Genomic DNA, 22,808 nt, shown 5'->3' with positions numbered 1-22,808 from the left:
TAACAACGCACCGGCGCCGGGCAAGATCGACAACAACATCAAGTAGGGAGAAACAGTTGTCTCGAAAACGTATCGTCCTGATGCTGGCTGCAATCGTCGTGCTGCTCATCACCGGGTTTGCGGAGGTTTCCGTATTTCAATCCTCAAAGCGAGGAAATGCGGGTATCGTGATCGGCGGCACGGCCGTCGCGGGCACGTCGGATGGAAAAACGACTGTCGGCGTCAAAGTTACCCGCCCGGTTCCAACTGCAGTGGAATCGCTTCACGACGTCAAGACAAGGGCGGCGGCACGGCCGCAACCGGTGAAGCGGGATCGCGCAATTCCGTTCCGGAGAATCCAAAAACCCGGCGATACCCCGATATTCACCCCGAGGCTCTCGTTAAGCCTTTCCGCGGTGGTGACCTCTCTATTCGCCCCCGCATCGATGGCCCCCGCGCTCGACAACAGCTTCGCGGGATCAGATAACCCGCCCCCCGGCCCGGACATTGTTCCCCCTGACACGATGGGAGCCGCGGGGCCGAATCATCTTGTCAGCGCACTCAACAGCGACTTCGCGGTATTCGACAAGGCGGGGAATCTCCTATCGCGCGTCACACTGAACGACTTTTGGACATTCACCGATTCTCCCGGAGTTAACACTTTTGACCCGAAAGTCCTTTTCGATCAGAACAGCGGACGATTCATCGTCTCATCCGCAGCGGGGGAAAGCGCGCCGAATTCCTGGATCATGATTGCCGTATCGCAAACATCCGATCCGGAGGGTAACTGGGTCAAGGTTGCCATAGACGCGGACGCGGACGCGGACAATGTGGTCCGAAGCAATTCCGCGGATTTCCCGGGCCTCGGCATCGACAACGTGAACATTTATATCGCCGCCAACATGTTCAACACGTTGAATTTTTACCAGTACAGCAAGGCTTGGGCGATCCCGAAAACCCAATTGCTGGGCGGCTCGGCCCCGAGTCAACTCGAATATTACGAATTCCGGGATCCGGCAGGATCCGACTCCTCGATGCAACCTGCGCACACATTCGGCACGCCGGGGGCGGAATATATAGCTTACGAAGGAATCAACAACTTGCACCTCGCTAAAATCACGTTTCCGGGTGGAGTTCCTACCTGGGAGAACGTGGGGCCGGTTTCCGTGAATTCATTCACCTCCACTTCATTCCTGCCTGGTGTCCCGCAACTCGGCAATTCGAACACCATCGATGCGGGCGACACCCGGGTTCTAAACGCCGTCTACAGGAACGACTACGTCTGGACCTCACATCACGTGCAGAGCGGCGGAAAAATAGAGGTGGCGTGGTACCAGATCAATCCGCTTACCCTAACCGCGACTGACCAGGGAAGGATCAATCACGCTTCCCGGTGGTACATCTACCCATCCATTGCGGTGAACCAGGACGGCGATGTCGGAATAGGATTCAGCGGTTCTTCATCTACCGAGTACATAGGCGCCTACTACACCGCCAGGAGAAGCAGCGACGCTTCAGAAACGATGCAACCGGTGACCCTCCTTAAAACCGGGGAAACGGACTACTACAAGACTCTAAGCGGAGCAGACAACCGCTGGGGTGATTACAGCGGGACGACCGTTGACCCGGCGGACAACGTCTCATTCTGGACAATTCAGGAGTACGCCAAGCCCAAATCAGGCAGCACTTCCATGTGGGGGACCTGGTGGGGGCGGTTCCGCCCCTCCGCCGTAACCGCCCCGACAGGCCTTACCGCCACCACCGTATCCTCCAGCCGGGTCGATTTGATCTGGCCTGACTCCGACAATGAAACCGGATACACTGTGGAAAGGCGTCTGTATCCTGCAGGCGACTTTGCCGAGATCGCCGCGCTCAGCCAGAATTCCACCTCATATATCGATAACACAGGGCTGGCTGCGAGCAGCACCTACTTTTACAGGGTGAAGGCGACCAGCGGCTCCGACGGCTCCTATTCAAGCGAAGCATCGGCCGCGACTTCTTCCTCACCCTCGACTCCTTCAGGCGGAGGAGGTGGTGGAGGCGGTTGCGCAATTTCGAATCGTCATGGCGACAGCGCCGCGGATGTGGATCTTTCCGAACTGTGCGCGGTTCTTGCCCTTCTCTTCCCTCTTGGGGTTATCGCGTTGCTGAGGAGGGGCCGTCGGCACGTGATTCGCTGAAGCTCGCGGCGGCGGTGCAAGTGTAAAACCGCTCGATCGGCAGGAGCTATTATCCGGCTTCCTTCCGTTCCGCCTCGAGGGCGGCCAGGCGGGCAAGAAGATCCTTTTCCTTTTTCCACCGGGTGGTAACGTCGCGCAGGACCGCGGCGACGCCAAGCAGCTGACCGCCGGTATCGCGCAATATGGCGACGCTGAACTCCAGGGATACCCGCGTCCCGTCCTTCCGGATACCCGGAACAGCCAGCATGTCCTTCCCGTACTTCGTCTCCCCCGTGGCCATGACTCGGCGGTATCCCTCCCAGTGCCTGGGCCTTAAGTTTTCGGGGACGATGATATCGAGCGATTTCCCGATAGCCTCCTTCGACGTGTAGCCGAAAAGGGATTCAGCCGCCTGGTTCCATAACCTGATGATCCCGTCCCGGTCCGCGAAGATCATCGCATCCGGCGTGCTGTCCACTATCGCCCTGCAGAGCCAGGAGTGCGTCTGTCCGGCCATATCATCCCCTCCTTGAGGGAGCGTTATTCATTTCTTTGATGCCTGAAAGCGGAATCCCGGGGCAAATCCGGAGAAAAATGAGGTAAACTTCCGGCATCCGGTTTGCTTTACCCGATGGAAAACCCCGGAGGACGGAAATGATATCCGCAGACAAACCCGCCAAAATCTCCGTTTCGATTTCGAACGGGATGAGCGTCGAAATCCGTTTGGGCGTCAAGGAAGTGAAGATCGGCAGGGGAAGGGAGGCGGATCTCCAACTCCCGGATCCTTCGGTTTCCCGGCTTCATGCCCGCATATTCAGGGTCGGCGATCAATACTTCCTTTCGGATACCAGCAGGAACGGAACTTTCCATTCGGGAAAACGCATAACCCAGCTCCTCCTGGAAAACGGGCACGTCTTCGGCGTGGGACCCTACCAGATTCACTTCTCCCGGGAGGATTTCCCGAATTCGGGGGCGGAGCCGCCGACCGTATCCCAGGGGCAAAATCAGCAACCAGAGGTTTCGACCAGGCGTGGCGGAGTCAAACGTGAAACCTCATCTTCTACATTTGGCTTGATCGGCAATTCACCTATTATTGCTAAGCTTTTCGAAAATATCCGCCGCGTGGGTGCTTCCGATTTTCCCGTGCTTATCGAGGGAGAAACGGGAAGCGGGAAAGAGCTCGTGTCCCGGGGGATCCACGATTCTTCCTGCCGAAAGGACCGTCCCTTTGTGGTAGTTAACTGCGGCGCGATATCGCCGGAACTCATCGAAAGCGAATTGTTCGGCCACGAGAAGGGATCGTTCACGGGGGCCACGGCGCAGCGGAGAGGGGCGTTCGAGACGGCGCACGGAGGCACGATTTTCCTCGACGAAATCGGCGAACTGCCGCTCGCGCTTCAGCCGAAACTCCTGCGGGCGCTGGAGCAGAAGGAAATAAAGCGCGTCGGCGGGAACGAGACGATCCTGGTCGACGTGCGCATCATAGCAGCCACGAACCGGAGCCTGCGGGAGGAGATCTCCCGAAAGGCTTTTCGAGACGATCTTTACTTCCGGATCGGCGCCATAACGATCACAGTCCCACCGCTTCGCGACCGCAGGGAGGACATCCTGCCTATCGCCCTCCATTTCCTCTCGGAAATTGCGGCCAGGACCGACAAGCCGATTCCGGATATCTCCGGAGCGACCTCGGAACTCCTGCAGGCGCACGCCTGGCCGGGAAACGTCCGCGAACTCCGCAACGCCGTGCAGAGGGCGGTCGTCATGAGCGACGGGACCTCTCTCCATCCGGATGATTTCTCATTCCTGCTGGAAAAGGAAACGGCATCGGATCGTCCGGACGCCTCGGACGATGCACTCACGCGCTGGGAGCGATCGGAAAGGGGCAACATCCTCGCGGAGCTTTCGCGCCAGAACTGGAACAAGACCCGCACCGCGAAGGAGCTGGGAATCGCGAAATCCACCATGTTCGAGAAGCTGAAAAAGTACGGGATACGCTCTCCAGGGTCCGACCGGTAACCGGACCGATGGTCCGATAATCAGACTTCCCATTACCAGTTAATTCCCCTTCACCCGATCGCACCCCTCCAACTCCCCGCATCTTGGGGAGTTTTTATTTGTCCGACCCTCGCGGCGGACCGGAATGTTCCTTGCTCACCTTCCCGCCAACATTCCACAGAAAGGAGCAAGGCATGGAAACGGCAAAAAGAAGGAAGGCTCGTAATCGCAAGGGACAGGGCCTCACGGAGTACATCATCATCGTGGCGCTTGTTGCAATCGCGGCGATCGGGGTCGTCAACATCTTCGGGAACCAGCTCCGCAACCAGTTTTACACAATCGTCAAGGCGATGTCAGGTATCGAGGATGCGAATGTGAAATCGCTTGCAGGCAATGCGGAAAAAGAAGCCAACCAGAAAAACCTTTCCACCTATGCGGCTTCGAAGTAACCGGGGAACGGCGATGGTCGGCTTCCTCATAGGAGCAACCGTCCTGTTGACGGCCATTTTCGGCATCATCCAGCTCCTGTTTTTATGGTCGTGCCAGGGGGCCGTCGAAACGGCGGCCCATTTCGCGGCGAGGAAATTCGCGATCAACGCCCGGGCGGATTACCGGAAGGCCAGGACGGCAGCGCTTGCCGAAGCCGCTTCTCTCTGCCGGCACCGCATCGGGGGGAATTTGCAGAGTGCAGCTCTTACGTCGCTGGACATCGCGAGGGACGGCAACAACGCACCCGCAGCTTCATCCGCATCGGCCTCCGCATCCACCTTACCTTCCGCCGCCGCGCCCGGTGAAGCATACAAAATCCGCCTGACGCACGGTGTCGAACTGATCGTGCCGTGGGTAGACCGTGTGCTCTACTCCATCGCCCCCGTTCCAAAAACGCAGATCGGCGGCAAGTACTATCTCCTTCTCAACGCCACGCGCTGGGCGACGGTGGAATGAGCATGATCTCCTTTTACACCCGACAGGTCGAACATAACCGGCGCGGCCGTTCCGGGCAGGCCGCGGTCCTTTTCATCACAGTCCTGGCGTCGATCCTTTCGCTCGCCTTATATACCGTTTACACCTCGCACCTCGGAGCGGAAAAAGTCGCAACCTCCAATTCCATCGACGCCATTGCGCTGTCCGCAGCCACCTGGGAAGCGCGCGGCCTCAACATCATCGCCTCGTTGAACGATGGAATCCTGCAATGCTTCCGCGTCATCCGGTGGATCTGCATAATCTGGGCAACTCTGGCGATCGCCGCCGTATTCGGAGGTATGCCGGCCTTCGTCGCATACACCAGGGAAGCGCCGAAACTTATCCGTTCCTACTGGAAAACGGCAAAACAACTGGAAGCATGGGCGGCGAAGGTGAAGGACATGACTCCCTATCTCGTCCTTGTGGAAACCGCAAGCCTATCCCAAAAGCTCAAAGCGACCGGGGTATTGACGCCGTTCAACCCGAAAGGGCCGCACGACGGCGAGAACACGCTTGAGCTTCATCTGAAGCCGGGCGCACCGCTTACGCTTGCGGATGCGATGTCCCCCATTACGAACGTTCCCGGGCAGATCGGAAGATGGAAATGGGCGAAGAAGATCGCGCGCACGATTACCTCGATCATCGACGGGGCGGTCCGCTCCATTCTTTCAGGAACCGACGGCACGCCGATACGAATGCTGGAGCCGGAGGAGGATTTTCCCGCACGGCAAAACGTTCGATTCGCAGGATACAAGCGGGTTTCTCCATTGCCCATCCCCTATCTCGGCAATCAAGGGACGCCGAGGTTCCCCATGACGGCCGTTGCGGAACCGTATGGCGGCGGCACGGCGGAAATGACCTGGAAGTCCCGCCTTACGGAGAAAACGGATAAATGACCCGATACAGTCAAAACAAGGGACAGAGCCTGGTGGAGGTCGCGATATTGCTTCCCGTGCTGCTCCTTCTTCTCGCCGGAGGATACGTCTGCTGCCGTTCCGCGTTCCTGGTTTCGGCGGCGGAGACGGCGGCGCGCACCGAGGCGCTCCGTTCGGGGCGCAGGCAGCCTGGCATCGAAAAAATGATGTCCGATTCGATCATGGCCGGTGGCGATGGAATAACGATCAGGCCTGAGGACAGCGACAGGAGCCGCCTGCTTCCGTCCCCATTCCCCTCGATGACAGGCAGGACAAAGGGGATCGTCGAAATCCGCAAGCCATGGACGGAAGCAGGTTTCGCGTCTAACCTTCCGGAGCTTCAGGCGGTCCGCGCTGTCGAAGCAAGCGTGGATTGCTGGGACAAGGGTTCCGCATCGGGAAAAAAGGTCAACGGGTTCGTCCGCGGAATCGTCGCAACGGGGATACTTCGTTGAAAAAGATACCGTGGATATGCGCAATCGCGATTCCCGCCTTGCTTCTCGCATTACCGGCATCCACCGCGGTTCGGCGCGCCGCATTGTCCGCCGTCAAGTCGTTCTCGATCGACGGGAAAAGGTTCCTGCCCGATCGGCAGTCACACGACTGTGTCTCCCATATCCGGAATGAATTGAAACGTCAGGGATTGGACGTTCCCGACCTGGGAATCGCAACGCCGACGAATCGTATTTTCGAAGAAGGGCTTCGGGAAGCTCCGGTGGCGTTCTCCACGCGGAAACCATCCATCCCGCATGGATTACGCATGGAACATATCCTTGAGACTGAAACCGGAACCGGCCGGGTGGAACTGGCCTTCGGCTCCCTGGAGAGCCGCGGCCCGGAAATCAGGCGCCGGTTGTCCGATTCGGGATGGCGATGCATGGAACCCGTCCCGGGCAAGACGTCAGTGGCAGTGAAAAACGATCGAAGAGAGGCCGCCATTGTTCTTCTGGACGAAAAAGAAGGAAAGTTCCTCCAAATCCGAAGGATGGAGTAACCGGTCGAAGGAGCTGCTCCTGCTGCTGGCGGGAGTCGTCCTGACGCTGGCCGCGATTTTCCTGGCCCGGCAGCGGATCGTCGCCGCCGAAAGAGAAGTCCGGCAAAAGATCGCTCCCGTCGAGATAGTCGTCCCGTCGGTTCCGATCCAGGCGGGCGAAGCCTTCACGGAGCAGAACCTCGCAAAGAAGTCCGTCCCGGGATCCGGAGCCGGCAGCCGCAATGTGCCTGCCGCCGAATTCGAGCTGCTTCTCGGCGCTCACGCGAAGGGAAACCTCGCACCCGGGGAACCGATCCTGTGGACGGACGTGGAGGAACCGTTCGACGCGGAGAAGTTCTCACAGACGATCCCCGCGGGCCGCCGCGCCTTCACCATGGAAGTGAACTCAACTTCCTCGTTCGCAGGCATGATCCGGCCGGGCGACGTCGTGGATCTGCTTTGCGAAGGGGGTGACGGCAAGCCTTCCCGATCCTGGATCAGGGGGATTCCGGTCATTTCCGTGGACCGGCACTTCGTGAAGGCTCCCTCGAAGGAAGAAGAACGGGATGTTTCCACCGTGACGGTTTCCGTAACTTCCGAGGAAGGAAGGCTCCTCGCCGCCGCAAGCCGCGAAGGACGCATCCATTGGTTCTTGAGGAATCCCGAAGAGCCTTCGAAATCGGCATCAGTCCCGCCGGCGCGGAATAGACCGGCGACAGGAAAGATCGAAGTATGGAAGGCAGGCGTCCAGGAAAATTCGTTTACATCCACTTACGGGGAACCCGGATGAAATCCATCGACAAGTCATTGCATGCGCCCCTGCCGGCGGTCACAACGGCCCTGGCAGCCATGGCAGCCGTTGCGGCCATGTCGGTTTTTGCCGTTACCCCCGCCTCATACGCCCAGACGTTGCAGATCCGACCCGGATTCCAGCGGATACTCGAACACGGAAGCGTCACGCGGATTTCCATCGGCAACCCGGAAATCATCGAGGCTCGCCCGCTTCCGAAGAGCGACGGCGTGCTCGTGGTCGGAAAGAAGGAGGGTGAAACGGATCTCGTGATCTGGGAAAAGGACCAAAGGACCTCGTGGGAAGTATCCGTACAGGGGAGAAATGCCTACATCGAGGAAACGCGGGCATTCATCTCTTCGTTCCCCGGGCTCGTCGTCACGGAGAGCGGAAACTCGACAATCGTATCGGGAACGGTATCCACTCCGGCGGACAAGAAACTCCTCGAAGACTTTTCCAGGTCGAGACCGAACGTCCACCTCCGGCTCTCGCTGCCGGAAGAGAGAAAAACGCTTCTCTCCTACGATCTCAAAATAATCGAGGTAAGCAAGGGGTCGAACGCGCAACTGGGCATCAAATGGCCGGATTACGTTCCCGTCAACGGCTCATTGTCCGCGGAGAAAACCGGCGGCGCGGCTTTTTCGGTCTCCTCGGACTTCGAGACCCGCCTGAACCTCCTCCTTGCCGACGGACGGGCGCGGATACTCGCCAACCCGCGCCTTGTTTGCGAAACCGGCGAAAGCGCCGATTTTCTTGCGGGAGGGGAAATCCCGATAGTCATCGCCACCCCGGAAACGAGGAAGGTCGAATGGAAGATCTACGGAATCATTCTCAAGCTGCAATCAAAGCTGGACGCGGGGAACAGGATCCGCACCCGGATAACGGCTGAAATCAGCTCCGTGGATCACGGAAGCGGCAGCTCACAGGTTCCCGCGTTCCTCACACGGCGCGTCACCACCAACTTTTCCAGTCTTTCCGGAGGTACGGTCATGCTGTCCGGCCTGATAAAAAGCGACATGGCGAAAGACGTCTCCAAGGTACCGGTCCTCGGCCAGATCCCCATCCTGGGAGAGCTCTTCAAGTCGCGCAGCTTCCGTGAAAACCAGTCGGAACTGGCGATCTTCATAACTCCCTCCGAGGCGAAGGAAGACTCGCGAGGAGAAGCGGCCGCATGGGACACAAAGGCCAAAGAAGCCAAGGAAAACATGAGATTCAGGCTCATAGACTAAAGGAGGACTTCACATGCATGCAGACCTGCGTCGATCCTTGCACCATACGGTCGTCACTCATCTCGACACACGGAATACCGGATTATCCGCCGGCAGCGAGGAAAAATTGCGGGCTCGCGCGGAAGAACACCTTCGAGCCGAGATGAAGCAACTGGAACTGCCCGAGCAGGAGAAGGGACTCCTTCGCGATGAGGTACTTGATGAAATTTTCGCCTACGGTCCTTTGACACGGCTGCTCCAGGACCCTTCCGTCTCCGAAATCATGGCCAACGGCAAGGATTCCATCTATGTCGAGCGCGAAGGAAGGATATCCCCCTCCGGAATTTCATTCTTAAGCGACGATACCCTGCGCTCGACGATCGACCGGATGGTGTCCAGGGTGAACCGCCGCCTGGACGAATCCTCTCCCTTTGTGGATGCCCGCCTTCCGGACGGCTCGCGGGTCAACGCGATCATACCGCCCGTATCGCTTTCAGGGCCCTGCCTGACTATCCGGAAATTCCGCAAGGAACCGTTCTCCCTGGACGAGTTGATACGTATCGGCACGCTCAACGAAGAGGCCGCTGCCTACCTTCGCGAAGCGGTCCTCATGCGAATGAACGTGATCATCTCCGGAGGCACCGGATCCGGAAAAACCACGCTGCTGAACGCCCTTTCCCAGTTCATACCGGAAACGGACCGTATCGTCACCATCGAGGACGCGGCCGAAATCCGCCTGCTGAAACCGCACGTGGTGCGGTTGGAAGCGCGACCGCCCAACGTCGAGGGAACCGGTGCGGTAACGATCCGTGACCTTGTTAAGAATTCCCTCCGCATGCGCCCCGACCGCATTGTGGTCGGGGAATGCCGCGGCGGAGAAGCGCTGGACATGCTGCAGGCGATGAACACCGGCCACGACGGGTCGATCACCACGGGACATGCGAATTCACCGCGGGACATGCTGCGCCGCCTGGAAACCATGGTCCTCCTCTCGGGGATGGAGATCCCGGTCAGGGCGATCCGCGAGCAGGTCGCATCCGCGATCGACATCATCGTGCACACCGGCAGGTTGGGGGACGGCAGGAGGGCCGTCACTTCAATCTGCGAGGTCACCGGAATGGGGGAAACGCAGATCCTGCTGCAGGAAACCTATCGATCGGCGAAAAGCGAAGGGGCGGAAGGCAGGTTGCGCCTGGTCCCAACCGGCGTCCCTTCCAAGTTTTACCTGGAGGAAGGAAAGGAATGGGCATGAAAGCGCTCGAACTTGCTCTCCTTGCATCGGGCTTTTCCCTCATAGCCTGGTTCCTTACTCGTTCATTCGCACCTTACATGAAGAGGCGGCTCGAAGATACGGCGCAACGGCGCGCCGAGGACCTGCGGGAGGAATTTTTCCTTTTTCCCGCCGGAAGGCTCCTGGCCGGCATGCTGGCCGCGGGATCCCTGTGCGCGGCCGTTGCCTTCACGCTGACCGGAAGCACGGCGCCTGCCGCCGTCGCGGGGATCTCTCCCGTGGTGTTTTCGGGATTCGCCGTAAGATCTTACCGGGTCCGAAGGCGCAGGAAGGTCATCTCCGAGCTTCCCGGGTTTCTTGATGTCCTCGCCGGGCAGATCAAGGCAGGGCACAGCATGCAGGAAGCCCTGTCCCAAACGATCCCCCTGCTCCCCCGCGATATCCGGCTGGAGATATCCTGGGTCTTCCGTCTCTGCCGGCTTGGAACTCCCCTATCGGAGGCCTTTTTGCAATGGGAGAAAAGGATGCCGTGCGAAGAGATCTCACTGGTGGTTCGACCGTTGCGCGTGGCGCTTCCTTCCGGAGGAAACCTCGTTGAGCTTCTTTGCCGCTCCCGTGACATTCTCCGCGCAAGGCACCGGATGCGGGAAAAACTCCGGAGCCTGACGGCGCAGGGCCGATTGCAGGCCGTGGTATTGACACTCCTTCCGCCCGCTTTCACCGTCGTCCTTTCGAAAATCGACCCGGGATTCCTCCCCAGGTGCTTCGGGACCCCCCAGGGAATCGCCATCCTGTCGGTCGCCGCGGTCCTGCAGATTTTCGGATGGTTGACCATCAGGAAAATCCTTTCGGTGAAGCCATGAACGCGGCGGACTTCATTCCGGTCGGCCTGCTTCTATTTCCCGGCTCGGTGATTCTCCTGCGGTTCGGGAAACGCGCGATGATTCCCGGACGGATCCGATGGATCGCCGAAGGCGTCGAAAGTTTCCATGAAGGGTCGACCGGATGGTTATTGAAAAAGGGAGTGTTTCGATTTCCGGGGGCTCACCTGGTAACCTCTCCACGCGGCTGGTTCTGCGGCGAATCGGTGCTCCTCGCTGCGGCAGCCCTTTCCATCGGCGGGAAATATTCCTTTTCCGAAGCCGCATTCGTCATGTTCCTCGGATCGATCTCCGCGGCAGCCGCCGTCTACCTGTCCTTCAGAGAGGAAGCCCGGAGGCGGATCGACGCCATACGCGCCGCCTTGCCGGTGGCGGCCTTTCTCATGTCCCTTATGCTGGAAGCGGGCATGGGGTCTTCCGCCGCCTTGCAGGAAGTCGTGCGCGCGCTTCCGCGCGGCCCTCTCGCGGCCGAATTGGACGAATTGGCGCGTGCCAGGCTCCTCGGCATGTCTCGTGCCGATGCCATCGAAAGATCGCGCTCCCGGGTGCCTCTCGACGATTATCGTGCGTTCCTTAACCTCGTCCAGCAGGGAGAGAGGCTCGGCATCGCGTTGTCGCAGGGGTTGCGGGAATTATCTTCCCGCATGATGGAGAGCCAGGCCCATCGAGCGGAAACCATCGCGCAGAAAGCCGCCGTCAAGCTCCTTTTCCCACTCGTTATCTTCATTTTCCCTTCGGTCTTCATAGTCATCCTGTCGCCTGTTATTCTCAATCTTTTTGACATGTTAAGGAGATAACGCGATGAACACCGCCGCTTGCCGGAAAATTTGCTCTGCGCTGCTTGTAATGCTTGTATCCGCTTTTTTCGTATCCCTTGCGGCGGCGAGCGAACTACGACGCAATATCAGCCATTCCCAAAAACCCGCCGGAAAAATTCGTCTGCAGATCCGCATATCGGAGGCGAAAAAGAAAAAGTCGTCCGTCCGCTACTACAGGAGCGTGGCGAGACAACAGAAGACCGTCAAGGCGGGCGGACGCGGCATTCCGAACATGTAGCGCGATGGGGCGGCTACTCCGTTTTACGTTTCCCCACCAAGGTCACTATCAGGGGATCGTTGGAGCCGCGCCGCACCGTGACCTCCTGGACATGCTCTATCCCGAGAGGCTCGTTGACGAACCGGAGACGGTACGATCCGACGGGGAGTTTCAGATTGTATATCGGGGTAAAGCCGAGGAGACGGTTCCCCTCGAAAACCTTCGCCCAAGGGATGGCCTGGACGAACTTGACCGTTCCCATCTGTCGCTCCATATCGAGGCTGAAGGGCGTCGTCCTGAATCCGGCCAGCACCTCGGCATGCACGCTTATGGCGTCGTACCCTTCTTTCTGAAATACGATTTTCCTGCCTTTCAACGGTGCGGGATCGAGCCGTAGAGGCGTCCTCCCGAGCGGCGTTCCGTCGTCAAGCGTTAACACGACCCCTGGTGGTATGGTTTCGACAAGTACTTCCCGCGAAGGAGATTCCGGGGCACGAGACGCCTGAACCGTTGCGGAAGGAGCCGCCGGTACATTCCCTGACGGCGCGGACGGACTTATCGCATCCCTGGCCGCCGTTTCCGCTAGTGGTTTTTTTTTCGCCGGCGGTACGGCCGGAAGAACGGCCGCCGGCGGTGCGTCATCGGGATTCCGCGAAGCCGGGGACGCAACTTCCTGCCGCTGCCCGCCGTGCGTATGCGGCCTCCCCGCCTCCTTCAATGCAAGCCAGCCTCCGACGGAAACGGCAGCCACTGCGGCGGCGATCCCGGTTTTCAGAAAGCGCATACTCTTTTTCCCGTATGCGCTCCGGCGTTCGCGCACCATGGCGATGTCCTTGTCCTGCGCCGGCGCCGCAACAACCGTGTCCTCTTCGCCTGGCTCCTCCGGAAAAAGGCCGTTCCAACAGGACTCCAGTTCCGAGCGTCCCGCTGCGGACGTAACCGCGTTGCAGACCGCGCGGCCGAACGCATCCGCGTCGGCGTAACGATCCTCCTTCGACGTCGACAGCCCTTTCCTCACCACATCGGCAATCCCGGAAGGAAGGCAACCGAGATCGAGCGACCGAACGTCGTACTGCCTCATGATGGACAAGATATGTTCCGGAGAATCCCCGTCGATAATGCGCCCCGGGAGATAAAGCTCCGCGGCGATCGCCGCCGCCGCAAACAGGTCCGAGGATTCGTCCGCATCCTCGCCCCGCGCCTGCTCCGGCGACATATAGGAAAACTTTCCTTCCCATCCCGCGCTCGGATCCGCCCCCCCGAAGGCGGCGCGGGAAATGCCGAAATCCGCGATCTTGACGGCCCCTCCGCGGGATAGCAGCACGTTGGACGGACTTACATCGCGATGGACAATCCCCCGCTTGTGCAGGTAGCCGAGAGCTGCGAGAATCCCCTCCATCCAGTACCGCCAGACGGGCAGCGGAAACGGAACGTTCCGCAAGCGGGACCGCGATACCGCGTGGGCCAGGTTCCATCCGTCGATGAATTCCATTGCCAGGAACAGGGACTGTCCTTCCTTGCCGAAGTCGAACACCTGGATCAGGTTGGGATGGGACAGGGAGGCGGCGATTCGCGCTTCGCGGGCGAAGAGATCCCGGAACCGGGGAGTTTCCGACAGGCGGGGATGGATCACCTTGACGGCGACTTTCTTCTGAAACCCCTCCTCGCCGCGAAGACGGCAAAGATAGATCTCCGCCATCCCTCCGGAGGCGATCTTCCGAATGACGGCATATTTGCCGATCCGTGCCGGGTGCATGTTCGGGTTTTCGATCAGATTTCCGTACCTGGCCTGCGTATCAACGCCGCCCGCCCTCGGGGGCGATCCCGAGCTGCTTCATCTTCCGGTGGATGCTGGTACGGTCGAGTCCAAGCTTTTCGGCGGTGCGGCTTATGTTGAAGTCGTTCTCCCGCAGCTTGCGCTCCAGGTACGATTTCTCGAAAGCCAGCGTAGCATCCCGGAAATTCCGTTCGTCGAACGCCTGGAGGAACGGCAGTTCCGCCTGGGGCAATTCCACGGCGAGCACCTGCCGCACGGTGTCCTCCTCTATCCGCGGTCCCATCGAAAGGATGACCAGGCGCTCAACCACGTTGCGCAGCTCGCGGACGTTTCCCGGCCAGGGATGCACGAGCAGGCGCTGCATCGCCTCGCCGGAAAAGGATTTTTTTTCCTTCCCCTGCTCCGCGCATATCTCTTCGACGAAGTAGGCTGCGATGTGAGGAATGTCCTCTTTCCGGCCCCGCAAGGGCGGCACGAAAATCGGGAATACGTTCAACCGAAAGTAGAGGTCCTCCCGGAACCGCCCCCCCGCCACCTCTTTCGGAAGGTTCCGGTTGGTGGCGGCGATGATCCGGACGTCGGCGCGTATCTTATCCCCGCCCCCGATGCGCTCGAACGCTCGTTCTTCCAGTACGCGCAGGATCTTGGACTGCGTCCGGGGGCTCATATCCCCCACCTCGTCCATGAAAAGCGTGCCGCCGTCCGCAAGTTCGAACCTGCCGCGCCGCTTCCCGAAGGCCCCGGTGAAAGCCCCGCGCTCGTGGCCGAAAAGCTCCGATTCGATCAGTTCCTCGGGGATGGCGGCGCAGTTCACCGCGATGAAGGATTTCTCCGCCCTGCGGCTATGGCGGTGGATCTCCCTTGCCACGATCTCTTTACCGGAACCGTTCTCTCCGCTGACGAGCACGGAGGCGTTGGTCGGTCCCGCCGCCGCGATTTCCGCCCGCAGTTTCCCCATGGCTGGGGAGTCTCCAACGAGGCGGAACTTGCGCTCCACCCTCTCTTTCAGCTCCACGTTTTCCGATCGCAACGCCTCACGCTCTATGGCTCTTGAAAGCGTGATCAGCAATTTGTCGAGAGAGATCGGCTTCTCTATGAAATCGAACGCGCCGCTTTTGACCGCCTTGACCGCCATGTCGATCGTTCCGTGCCCGGAAATCATGATGACCGGCAGCAGGGGGTACATTTCACGGATCCGGCGCAGGACCTCAAGGCCGTCCATCCCCGGCAGCCAGACGTCGAGCAGGACCGCGTCGACAAGGGACCGGGATACTGCGTCCAGCGCATTCTCGCCGGTCTCGGCCGATATCACCCGGTATCCTTCGTCAGACAGAACGCCTTCGAGGGTTTTCCGGATATTGACCTCGTCGTCGACGACAAGCACAGAGTAGGCCATCGCCCCGTCTACCCCCTTCCCTTCGGACCGATCGGGAATTCCATTTCGAAGACCGCGCCGCGCGGCTCGTTGTCTCTCGCCCGGACCGTCCCGCCGTGGTCGCTTGCGACGGCGCTGACTATAGCCAGCCCCAAACCCGTTCCGCCCGCCTTGCGGGAGAAGTACGGCTCGAACAGGCGTTCCCGGTCTTCCGGGTGAATCCCGGGACCGTCGTCGGCGACGGAGATGCGGACCCGTCCGAGTTCCGGCTCGTGAACGCATCCGACCCGTACTGCCCCTTTCCCTCCGAGCGCGGCGGCGGCGTTCTCCAGCAGGTTGGTCAACGCCCGCCGTAGCTGGAACGGATCGAACCACGCGTGCGGGATCGCTTCCGTCTCGATTTCCCATGAAACGCCCGGATGCGCCGCACGGTACGTTTCCACCACTGAACGCAGTTCCTCGGAAAGGTCTCCTTCCTTGAATACGGGCGCCGGCATCCGGGCGAACCGTGTGAACTCCTCGACCAGATGCTTCAGCGTCGCCACTTCGGACAGGATCGTCTGCGTGCACTCCGCGAAGGCGGCGTCTCCCTCGTGGGCTGCCGAGTATTTCTTCTGCATCCGCTCCGTTGAGAGCTGGATCGGCGTCAGCGGGTTCCGGATTTCGTGGGCGATGCGGCGGGCCACCTCCCTCCATGCGAGCACTTTCTGGAGGCGCATGGCCTGTGAAAGATCGTCGAACGCCACGACCAGCCCCAGGTACTCCCCGGCGCCTCCGTTCAGCACGGTGACGCTCACGCGGAGCGAGATCTTCTTGCCTCCAAGCGGCAGGTCGATCTGCCGTTCCACCTGCCGTCCCGCCCCTTCCCCGACCTCGCGGGAGAGCGCCCGGATGGCTTCGAAATGCTCCTCGCGGATAACCTCCTTGTAGGGCTTCCCCAGCACCTTTTCCGTCTTGATCGACAGCAATTTTTCAGCCACCTTGTTGATCATCGCGATGCGGTTGTGGCGGTCGATGACAATGACGCCGGTTGATATGTTGGTGAGGATCGCCTCGATGAACTGGGTCCTCCGGCGCAATTCCTCGAAGGTGCTCGAAAGCGAGACGTTGGCTTCCTCGAGGTTCCGCTTCATTTCCTTGAGGTCCCCGGTCATCCTGTTGAATGAGGACACCAGGTGCCCGAACTCGTCGTCGGACCGGTAATCGAGGCGGACGTCCAGGTCCCCCCGGGCCACCTTCTCCGTTCCCTCGGCTAACAGTTGGACGGGCACCGTGATCTGCTTGGCAAGGTAGATCCCCATCCACGACGCGGCGAAAACGATCAGCAGAGTGATCAGGATCAGCACGGCGATGTAGCTGGCGCGGATCGGGTCGTCGAGGAGCCGCACCTGGTGGTATTCGTCGTACGCCTTGGCGATTTCCCGGATACTGTTAGCCTCGCCGGAAGGCAGCGTCTTCACGGCGATCAGCAGGCGCCCGTCCGGAAGTTTCCGGACGGAGGAGGCGAAGATGTCGCCGACCAGGGTCGCGGAAACGTCGTCCTTCTCCGTGAATTTCATCCCTTTCAGGCGCGACAGGATCTCCGCGGGCACACCTTGGGGGGTTTCACCGCTCGAAGCGATGATCCCTTTGGCATCAGCGAGCATCAACACGGTTCCCGCCGGCAGTTTCTCCCGCGCGGTTCCGAGGATCTCGACCGCCTCCCCGATAGAGGCTCCGCGGGGAAACCGGAGCGCGGCATCACCCGCGATACCAGTAAGCCGGTTCGCCTCCTGTTCCAGTTTCCCTCGCGCCATTTCAAGGGCGCCTGTCAGCGCAACCCCCACTCTTCCCCCAATCCATGACTTGATGCTGGTGGTCGTGATGTTCGCGGCGGCGACGAACAGGAGAATGGTGGGAACGAGGGAAAACCCTATGAATATGAGGACAAGGCGCGACCGGATCTTCGCTCCGAGGATGTTCCGTTTTCTGTCGAGGATGAGTTTGAAGACATTCCGGGTGACCAGGTAGATCAGCAGGACGATGAGGACGACATTGATGTTTATGAGAGCGAAGATGACGATGTTGCTTGTGAATGCGACCGATCCGCCGAGTGCCGCAAGGTTGGCCTCCAGGAAGGTCAGTCCGGCGATAAGAACGGCCACGATGCCTATGGCGAACCGTTCCCTGCGCCGCTTCGCGCGTTCCTTTTCCAGCAGGGTCTCGGAGGACTGGGTCATAAGGGGGCTCATGGCGCCGTGAGATACCCTCTCGCCCAGTCGGTCTCGACGTCCCATAGAGAGGAGATGAAAAAGATGGATCGAAGCGGTTCCGAAAGCCCGACCCTGTCCAGCCGGATCCGAACGTAGGCGCGGTAGGTTTTCCCGGATTCCGCGTCGATGAATACCGGAACTGCGACCTCATACCTGGTCATCCCGGCAAGGGCGGCGTGTATATCGGGAAGCAGGTCCTCCTGACCCTCCCGGTTCAGGCGGTATACCCGGGCGAGCACGTCGTATTTAACCGAGCGGGAAAATTTGATTTCGCCCAGTGTCGTATTGAACCACCCGTGGTGAACCCTCTCCACGCGAACGACGGTCTTGAACGAGATCTCGATCCCGCTTTTCAGCGCTTCCACCATTTCGGGGGTAAAGGCGTTTTGAAGGGTGAATTTTACGCGGGCTTCCCTCCCGCGAACCTGCCCGCCGATTCCGACGATTTCCGGTTTGGGGGAGGCAGCGGAAACGCTCGCGGCTAAAAGAACGGCTAAAATAAATGAAGAAACGGCAATCCGGCGCAAAAGTGCCTCCCCGGACATTATAGCCGGCTGAGGCAATTCTGCAACAGTGGAAAATGCTTTAAGGCTAAGCAGTTATCAGAAGTTCTACCGGTTCGGGGCGTTCCGGGGCCGACGGGACAGCCCCCGGGTCGGCGATGCCGGAGAGGAATTCCACAAGGCTGCGGTTTACGGTATGGCCGGGGCGCACCGCAAGGAAAAACCCTCTTACGGGGCGGCCGAGAAGCGCCAGGTCTCCAATGAGGTCGAGCAGCTTATGCCGAACGAATTCATCCGGGAAGCGCAGGCCTTCCGGGTTGTGAAGCTTCTTTCCTTCCACTACGATGGCGTTTTCCAGCGAGCCTCCCTTGGCCAGCCCGGCCTTCCACAACGCGTCGATCTGCTCCCGCAGAACGAAAGTCCTTGCCGGAGAAATCTCCTTCATGAAGCTTTCAGGCGTAAGGGAGAACTTCATCCACTGTTTTCCTATGAGAGTCCCGGGGAAATCGACCGTGATCAGGATCTCAAGCCCATCCGACGGGGCTACGGCCACCATGGAGCCGTTCCGCTGGAGCTTCTCCTCCCCCGCGACCCAAACGAAACGACGGCGGACGACCGACTCCACCGTTCCGACGAAGTCGATCGCCTCGGCGATCTGTTGCGCGCTTCCGTCCAGGATCGGCAGCTCGGGGCCGTCGACTTCGACGACGGCGTTATCCACCCCCATTCCGTAGAGAGCCGCCAGGAAGTGTTCGACGGTGGAAATCCGCGCATTTCCGGAGCCGAGCACGGTCGCGTACGCCGTTTCGACCACGTTTTCCACGCACGCCTTGACCTCGGCGCCCGTATCCGTGCGCCGGAATACTATGCCGGTATCCGGCTCCGCCGGGAGGATCCGTGCGAACGACGGAAGCCCGGTGTGCAACCCAATTCCCGAAAACTGAACCCATGTCGAGATCGTCTGCTGGTAGATTTTCAAAGTGTCACCCCTGTTGTTCCTACCCTGCAAACAAGCAATCCACATACCAATTGGATGAATATAAATATTCAGTAAAATCAGACAGATAGCGCAATCGCCCTAAAGAAGGCGCCAGCAGGTGTTGCGTTATTGCAACAGCCGTTGTTGATCTACCACAGCAAAGCCCGCACTTCTCACAATGGTTCGTCGCGAGGCGGTGGAGACGGGTATGGGCTACATTACTTCCTGAGCAGCCAGAGGATCAGCGAAACGATCACGCTGATTATGATGCACGTGGCAAGGGGAAAATAGAAGGTGAAGTTATCCCGCTTGATGGTGAAGTCACCGGGGAGCTTTCCGAGCCAGGGAATCTTGTCGGATATGAGGAAGAAGAGTCCGACTGCAATCAGGATCAGGCCCGCGACGATGAGAAGTTTCGCGATCGGGTTCATCGCGGCGCGCCTCTTTCCTATTCCCTTTCGAACAATGCGTCCTGGACGGCGGACTTCGGAGCCGCGACCCCCAGGTGCTTGTACGCCAACGGAGTGGCGACCCGTCCCCGCGGAGTCCGCTTGATGTACCCTTGCTGGAGGAGATACGGTTCGTAGACGTCCTCTATCGTGTCCCGCTCCTCGCTGACCGACGCGGAAATCGTATCGACCCCGACCGGCCCGCCCTGGAACTTCTCCACGATCACGCTCAGGATCTTTCGGTCCATTATATCCAGCCCTTCGCGGTCGACTTCCATTCTGAGGAGCGCATGGTCGGCGATCTTCCGGTCTATCTTTCCGTCTCCGTCGACCTGCGCGAAGTCCCGGACCCTTCTCAACAGGCGGTTTGCGATGCGAGGCGTGCCCCGCGAACGCCGGGCGATTTCTTTTGCTCCTTCCCCGTCGATCGGGATCGAGAGGGCCTTCGCCGAACGGCGGATTACCTCCTCCAGCTCCTCCGGCCGGTAGAACTCGAGGCGGAAAGACACGCCGAACCTGTCTCGCAGCGGAGACGTCAGCAGGCCGGTGCGTGTTGTCGCCCCGACCAGTGTGAACCGTTGCAGAGGCAGCCTGATGGACTTGGCCGACGGTCCCTGACCGAGGATGATGTCAAGAGCGAAGTCTTCCATCGCCGAATAGAGCAGTTCCTCGACAATGCGGGTCAATCGGTGGATCTCGTCGATGAACAGTACATCGCCGGGTTCCAGCGCGGTGAGAATGGCCGCGATATCTCCCTTCCGCTCGATGGCGGGACCCGAGGTCGTGCGGATTCCGACGCCCAGCTCGTTCGCGACGATATGCGCAAGAGTCGTCTTGCCAAGACCCGGCGGGCCTGAAAGAAGCACGTGGTCGAGCGGCTCCTTGCGGCTCCTTGCGGCGTCGATGAAGGTCTTCAGGTTGGAGACGACCTGCCGCTGTCCGATGAAATCGGGAAGCCGCTTCGGCCTCAGGGAAAGATCGAGCGCACTGTCTTCGTTGCCGAACCCCGGATCCACGATGCGTCCTTCCAACCCGCCTCCCCGAGATCTCCCGGTATTCTCCCCGCCGTTCCTGCGCCTATTTCAGCCCGGCGCGGGCGGATAGCCGCTTCAAGGACTCCCGTATGAGAATTTCGGCCGTGCCCTCGCTTCCGCTTTCCCTGCGGACGGCCGAAACGGCTGCTTGCGCCTCCGCGCGTGGAAATCCGAGGGAAACCAGCGCCTGCACGGCTTCGGACTCCGGCGCCGAAGGCGGTGCCTCTCCCTCTCCGAGCCCCATGGAAGCGAATTCGACCGCGACCTTTTTCAACCTGTCGGGCAACTCAAGGGCGATGCGCTGCGCAAGTTTTTTGCCGATGCCCGGCACCCGCGTGAAAGCCACTGCATCCTCACGGGCGCAGGCGGCGAGCACGCCGGAAACCCCCATCACCGAAAGGACAGAGATCGCCGACTTCGGTCCCACGCCGCTCACGCCGACTATCGCAAGGAAAAGTTCGCGTTCGGCTTCCGAAGAAAATCCGTAGAGGTCGCCCCCGCCCTCGCGGAAGTGCAGGTGCGTCCGGACGAGGCAGCTCTCCCCTTCCGGCGGGAGTTCCTTGCGCGTGGCCGCGGAGACGTGCACTCGGAACCCGATTCCGGCGCACTCCACGACCACGAAATCCTTCCCGCCTCCCGCGATCCGGCCGCGCAGATGGTCTATCATGATCGTGAATCATACCACGTCCCCGCCGCCGTTTTCCCGCGGGGAAAGCAGGGCTCCGGGGGAAGACCTCTGCGTGTTATCCCGCCTTCGCGCGGACCTCGCTCTCGGCACGGAGCTTTTCCCGGAGTTTCCCGATCTCATCCCACTCCACGCAGGTCTCCGATTTCAGAACGCGGATGCGCGGGTCGTTCCACAGGGAGTAGAAATACTCCGTCGCCAGACGCACGTGATCGCGTCCCTGCAGGTGCGCCGCGGCGCGCGCCCGATAGTAACGGGGATCGTCCACCGAAACGAGGAGGTCCTCGTCCCCGATGACCAGCGGGCAGAGATGCGGAAGCGCATCGTTCACGGAAAACGCGCGCACCTCGTACCCTTCCGCGTCCATCCTCCTTTCCAGCAATTCCACGATGCTGTCCAGCCGCTCTTCGTCGATGATGTTATAGATTTCGTATACGTGCCACATCCCTGTCCCCTTGGAGGCGACGCACTTGTCGATTTCGTGTTCGAACAGTTCGAACAACGGGTCCGGATGCGCCATCTTCGCGATCCTCTTCCCGGAATGTCCATGAAGCGCGGCATGGAATATCCGTCTCCGGCCATTGCCGTTCGCGGAGGCCTTCGCGATGATCATGGGGATCGTCGTGTATACGGATTCCCTCGTCGGGTATATCGAAGATTTTGGACCCTTTATGCTGTCGTGGATATCGTCAAGGACCTTCGCCCTTTCGGTGACGATATATACAAGCAGCGAATAAACAAGGATCAGGATCATCACATGAGTGATATGTTCCGAATGGAAATACTCCATGAACCTCTCGATGATGGCGAACGCCGTAGCGATGGTGGCGAAAGCGATGAAAAACCAGTAGCCGAAAAATTTCGCAAGCATTACCCTCAATTTTCTATATTGGTTTTTGAATATGACCCGGTTCATGCGTACCTCCTTTTACTCCCGGTTTTAACTTGGAAATTATTCGGGTGAGGAGCTTATGGACTATCTGCAAGCGGATGCATCACGAATTGGAACCGCCTTTTGCGATATCGTAATTTCCTTCCCCTGTATTAATTGCAAATGTCCCGGAATTACTTGATATATCTGCCATATACCTGGAATGTTCATAATAACTTCATGAATCATGCCAGTTTGATTGAGGCATTGGGGTGTTTGTTACAATGAAACTGCAGGAGGGATCCGCAGATTATATTTCGTTGACGAAGACAACGGGGGCCGCCTGATTGCCGGCCCCCGCGTTAATTTCCCAAGTTGTCCCCGGATTATCCAAACGTTCCTATTGCGATGTCAGGTTGACCGTTCCTGCGCCTCCCTGGGCGTTTCCTCCCTGTCCGCCAAGCGCCTGGATGCGGTCCTGTGTCATGTTCAGGGTGTCATACCGGACGGCGATCCGTCCGCCGCCGCCGCCCACTTCGTACGCTCCACCGTTCGCGCGTACCGTCCCTGCGCCTGAAAGGATCCCGACATCAAGACTGATCGTGCCGCCCGAACCGCTGCCCGACTGGTAGCCGCTGCCGCTCCCGCCGTTTGAAGTTATTACACCGTCAACAACCGCTTCGTCCGCCTTGATCAAGACCCAACCGCCGCCGTTCCCGCCCGGCCAACTGCCGTTGTAGCAAGAACCGCCCGAT

The 22,808-nt window shown here is 59.7% G+C and carries 24 protein-coding genes; 13 read left to right on the top strand and 11 right to left on the bottom strand.

What is annotated here, in order from left to right:
• The first annotated feature begins 56 nt into the window (after nt 1-56).
• Nucleotides 57-2,159, top strand: coding sequence for a fibronectin type III domain-containing protein (locus HY896_13295; GenBank protein MBI5577321.1), 2,103 nt, complete (start codon nt 57-59; stop codon nt 2,157-2,159).
• Nucleotides 2,160-2,208: 49 nt separating this feature from the next.
• On the opposite strand, the gene HY896_13290 is transcribed toward HY896_13295, so the two are convergent.
• Nucleotides 2,209-2,655, bottom strand: a complete 447-nt coding sequence (locus tag HY896_13290; GenBank protein MBI5577320.1) for a PAS domain S-box protein — start codon at nt 2,653-2,655, stop codon at nt 2,209-2,211.
• A gap of 137 nt (nt 2,656-2,792) precedes the next feature.
• Between HY896_13290 and HY896_13285 the strand changes: the two genes are divergently transcribed.
• The 12 genes from HY896_13285 to HY896_13230 all read left to right on the top strand — a co-directional run bounded on the left by HY896_13285 (nt 2,793) and on the right by HY896_13230 (nt 12,149).
• Nucleotides 2,793-4,154 carry a sigma 54-interacting transcriptional regulator gene (locus tag HY896_13285; GenBank protein MBI5577319.1) on the top strand — a complete coding sequence of 454 codons (1,362 nt, stop codon included), beginning with the start codon at nt 2,793-2,795 and terminating at the stop codon, nt 4,152-4,154.
• 173 nt (nt 4,155-4,327) lie between these two features.
• The gene (locus HY896_13280) at nt 4,328-4,582 is read left to right on the top strand and encodes a hypothetical protein (protein MBI5577318.1); all 255 of its coding nucleotides are present in this window, start codon (nt 4,328-4,330) and stop codon (nt 4,580-4,582) included.
• Between the two features lie 13 nt (nt 4,583-4,595).
• The gene (locus HY896_13275; protein MBI5577317.1) at nt 4,596-5,078 is read left to right on the top strand and encodes a hypothetical protein; all 483 of its coding nucleotides are present in this window, start codon (nt 4,596-4,598) and stop codon (nt 5,076-5,078) included.
• Nucleotides 5,075-5,992: a hypothetical protein gene (locus tag HY896_13270; protein ID MBI5577316.1), complete on the top strand. Its 918-nt coding sequence runs from the start codon at nt 5,075-5,077 to the stop codon at nt 5,990-5,992. Before HY896_13275 ends, HY896_13270 begins: the two co-directional genes overlap by 4 nt.
• The gene (locus tag HY896_13265; protein MBI5577315.1) at nt 5,989-6,465 is read left to right on the top strand and encodes a pilus assembly protein; all 477 of its coding nucleotides are present in this window, start codon (nt 5,989-5,991) and stop codon (nt 6,463-6,465) included. Before HY896_13270 ends, HY896_13265 begins: the two co-directional genes overlap by 4 nt.
• Nucleotides 6,462-7,004, top strand: coding sequence for a hypothetical protein (locus tag HY896_13260; GenBank protein MBI5577314.1), 543 nt, complete (start codon nt 6,462-6,464; stop codon nt 7,002-7,004). The genes HY896_13265 and HY896_13260 overlap by 4 nt, the downstream gene beginning before the upstream one ends.
• The gene (cpaB, locus tag HY896_13255; protein MBI5577313.1) at nt 6,949-7,773 is read left to right on the top strand and encodes a Flp pilus assembly protein CpaB; all 825 of its coding nucleotides are present in this window, start codon (nt 6,949-6,951) and stop codon (nt 7,771-7,773) included. Before HY896_13260 ends, cpaB begins: the two co-directional genes overlap by 56 nt.
• Nucleotides 7,770-9,002 carry a pilus assembly protein N-terminal domain-containing protein gene (locus HY896_13250; GenBank protein ID MBI5577312.1) on the top strand — a complete coding sequence of 411 codons (1,233 nt, stop codon included), beginning with the start codon at nt 7,770-7,772 and terminating at the stop codon, nt 9,000-9,002. The genes cpaB and HY896_13250 overlap by 4 nt, the downstream gene beginning before the upstream one ends.
• 13 nt (nt 9,003-9,015) lie before the next feature.
• The gene (locus HY896_13245; protein ID MBI5577311.1) at nt 9,016-10,233 is read left to right on the top strand and encodes a CpaF family protein; all 1,218 of its coding nucleotides are present in this window, start codon (nt 9,016-9,018) and stop codon (nt 10,231-10,233) included.
• Nucleotides 10,230-11,075: a type II secretion system F family protein gene (locus tag HY896_13240; GenBank protein MBI5577310.1), complete on the top strand. Its 846-nt coding sequence runs from the start codon at nt 10,230-10,232 to the stop codon at nt 11,073-11,075. Before HY896_13245 ends, HY896_13240 begins: the two co-directional genes overlap by 4 nt.
• Nucleotides 11,072-11,890, top strand: coding sequence for a type II secretion system F family protein (locus HY896_13235; protein ID MBI5577309.1), 819 nt, complete (start codon nt 11,072-11,074; stop codon nt 11,888-11,890). The genes HY896_13240 and HY896_13235 overlap by 4 nt, the downstream gene beginning before the upstream one ends.
• Before the next feature lie 4 nt (nt 11,891-11,894).
• The gene (locus HY896_13230; protein MBI5577308.1) at nt 11,895-12,149 is read left to right on the top strand and encodes a hypothetical protein; all 255 of its coding nucleotides are present in this window, start codon (nt 11,895-11,897) and stop codon (nt 12,147-12,149) included.
• Between the two features lie 13 nt (nt 12,150-12,162).
• Here the strand turns inward: HY896_13230 and HY896_13225 are convergent, their stop codons facing one another.
• The 10 genes from HY896_13225 to HY896_13180 form a co-directional block, all read right to left on the bottom strand.
• On the bottom strand, nt 12,163-13,884 hold the full coding sequence (locus HY896_13225) for a protein kinase (GenBank protein ID MBI5577307.1): 1,722 nt from the start codon (nt 13,882-13,884) through the stop codon (nt 12,163-12,165).
• A 40-nt stretch (nt 13,885-13,924) separates the two neighbouring features.
• Nucleotides 13,925-15,301 carry a sigma-54-dependent Fis family transcriptional regulator gene (locus tag HY896_13220; protein MBI5577306.1) on the bottom strand — a complete coding sequence of 459 codons (1,377 nt, stop codon included), beginning with the start codon at nt 15,299-15,301 and terminating at the stop codon, nt 13,925-13,927.
• 8 nt (nt 15,302-15,309) lie between these two features.
• The gene (locus tag HY896_13215; protein MBI5577305.1) at nt 15,310-17,499 is read right to left on the bottom strand and encodes a HAMP domain-containing protein; all 2,190 of its coding nucleotides are present in this window, start codon (nt 17,497-17,499) and stop codon (nt 15,310-15,312) included.
• Nucleotides 17,500-17,507: 8 nt separating this feature from the next.
• On the bottom strand, nt 17,508-18,059 hold the full coding sequence (locus tag HY896_13210; protein ID MBI5577304.1) for a DUF4390 domain-containing protein: 552 nt from the start codon (nt 18,057-18,059) through the stop codon (nt 17,508-17,510).
• A 64-nt stretch (nt 18,060-18,123) separates the two neighbouring features.
• Nucleotides 18,124-19,014 (bottom strand): UDP-3-O-[3-hydroxymyristoyl] N-acetylglucosamine deacetylase, encoded by an 891-nt coding sequence (gene lpxC, locus HY896_13205; GenBank protein MBI5577303.1) that lies wholly within the window; start codon nt 19,012-19,014, stop codon nt 18,124-18,126.
• Nucleotides 19,015-19,232: 218 nt separating this feature from the next.
• Nucleotides 19,233-19,445 carry a DUF2905 domain-containing protein gene (locus tag HY896_13200; GenBank protein ID MBI5577302.1) on the bottom strand — a complete coding sequence of 71 codons (213 nt, stop codon included), beginning with the start codon at nt 19,443-19,445 and terminating at the stop codon, nt 19,233-19,235.
• A 17-nt stretch (nt 19,446-19,462) separates the two neighbouring features.
• A complete protein-coding gene (ruvB, locus tag HY896_13195) occupies nt 19,463-20,494 on the bottom strand; it encodes a Holliday junction branch migration DNA helicase RuvB (protein ID MBI5577301.1) in 1,032 nt (343 codons plus the stop codon).
• 46 nt (nt 20,495-20,540) lie between these two features.
• The gene (ruvA, locus tag HY896_13190; GenBank protein MBI5577300.1) at nt 20,541-21,164 is read right to left on the bottom strand and encodes a Holliday junction branch migration protein RuvA; all 624 of its coding nucleotides are present in this window, start codon (nt 21,162-21,164) and stop codon (nt 20,541-20,543) included.
• A 76-nt stretch (nt 21,165-21,240) separates the two neighbouring features.
• Complete coding sequence (locus tag HY896_13185; GenBank protein ID MBI5577299.1) at nt 21,241-22,098, bottom strand: hypothetical protein; 858 nt, start codon at nt 22,096-22,098, stop codon at nt 21,241-21,243.
• 355 nt (nt 22,099-22,453) lie between these two features.
• On the bottom strand, nt 22,454-22,750 hold the full coding sequence (locus HY896_13180) for a hypothetical protein (GenBank protein ID MBI5577298.1): 297 nt from the start codon (nt 22,748-22,750) through the stop codon (nt 22,454-22,456).
• Between the last annotated feature and the right edge of the window lie 58 nt (nt 22,751-22,808).

The organism is Deltaproteobacteria bacterium, from assembly GCA_016218975.1.
Taxonomy (GTDB): Bacteria; Desulfobacterota; Deferrimicrobia; order Deferrimicrobiales; family Deferrimicrobiaceae; genus JAENIX01.
Note: the sequence above shows the minus strand (reverse complement) of the source record. Positions and strands in the feature narration are given on the sequence as shown.

Coding starts and splice junctions, on each gene's coding strand:
- HY896_13290 (MBI5577320.1), bottom strand. CDS start 2,655: ATGGCCGGACAGACGCACTCCTGGCTCTGCAGGGCGATAGTGGACAGC.
- HY896_13285 (MBI5577319.1), top strand. CDS start 2,793: ATGATATCCGCAGACAAACCCGCCAAAATCTCCGTTTCGATTTCGAAC.
- HY896_13280 (MBI5577318.1), top strand. CDS start 4,328: ATGGAAACGGCAAAAAGAAGGAAGGCTCGTAATCGCAAGGGACAGGGC.
- HY896_13275 (MBI5577317.1), top strand. CDS start 4,596: ATGGTCGGCTTCCTCATAGGAGCAACCGTCCTGTTGACGGCCATTTTC.
- HY896_13270 (MBI5577316.1), top strand. CDS start 5,075: ATGAGCATGATCTCCTTTTACACCCGACAGGTCGAACATAACCGGCGC.
- HY896_13265 (MBI5577315.1), top strand. CDS start 5,989: ATGACCCGATACAGTCAAAACAAGGGACAGAGCCTGGTGGAGGTCGCG.
- HY896_13250 (MBI5577312.1), top strand. CDS start 7,770: ATGAAATCCATCGACAAGTCATTGCATGCGCCCCTGCCGGCGGTCACA.
- HY896_13245 (MBI5577311.1), top strand. CDS start 9,016: ATGCATGCAGACCTGCGTCGATCCTTGCACCATACGGTCGTCACTCAT.
- HY896_13240 (MBI5577310.1), top strand. CDS start 10,230: ATGAAAGCGCTCGAACTTGCTCTCCTTGCATCGGGCTTTTCCCTCATA.
- HY896_13235 (MBI5577309.1), top strand. CDS start 11,072: ATGAACGCGGCGGACTTCATTCCGGTCGGCCTGCTTCTATTTCCCGGC.
- HY896_13230 (MBI5577308.1), top strand. CDS start 11,895: ATGAACACCGCCGCTTGCCGGAAAATTTGCTCTGCGCTGCTTGTAATG.
- HY896_13225 (MBI5577307.1), bottom strand. CDS start 13,884: ATGCACCCGGCACGGATCGGCAAATATGCCGTCATTCGGAAGATCGCC.
- HY896_13220 (MBI5577306.1), bottom strand. CDS start 15,301: ATGGCCTACTCTGTGCTTGTCGTCGACGACGAGGTCAATATCCGGAAA.
- HY896_13215 (MBI5577305.1), bottom strand. CDS start 17,499: ATGACCCAGTCCTCCGAGACCCTGCTGGAAAAGGAACGCGCGAAGCGG.
- HY896_13200 (MBI5577302.1), bottom strand. CDS start 19,445: ATGAACCCGATCGCGAAACTTCTCATCGTCGCGGGCCTGATCCTGATT.
- ruvA (MBI5577300.1), bottom strand. CDS start 21,164: ATGATAGACCATCTGCGCGGCCGGATCGCGGGAGGCGGGAAGGATTTC.
- HY896_13185 (MBI5577299.1), bottom strand. CDS start 22,098: ATGAACCGGGTCATATTCAAAAACCAATATAGAAAATTGAGGGTAATG.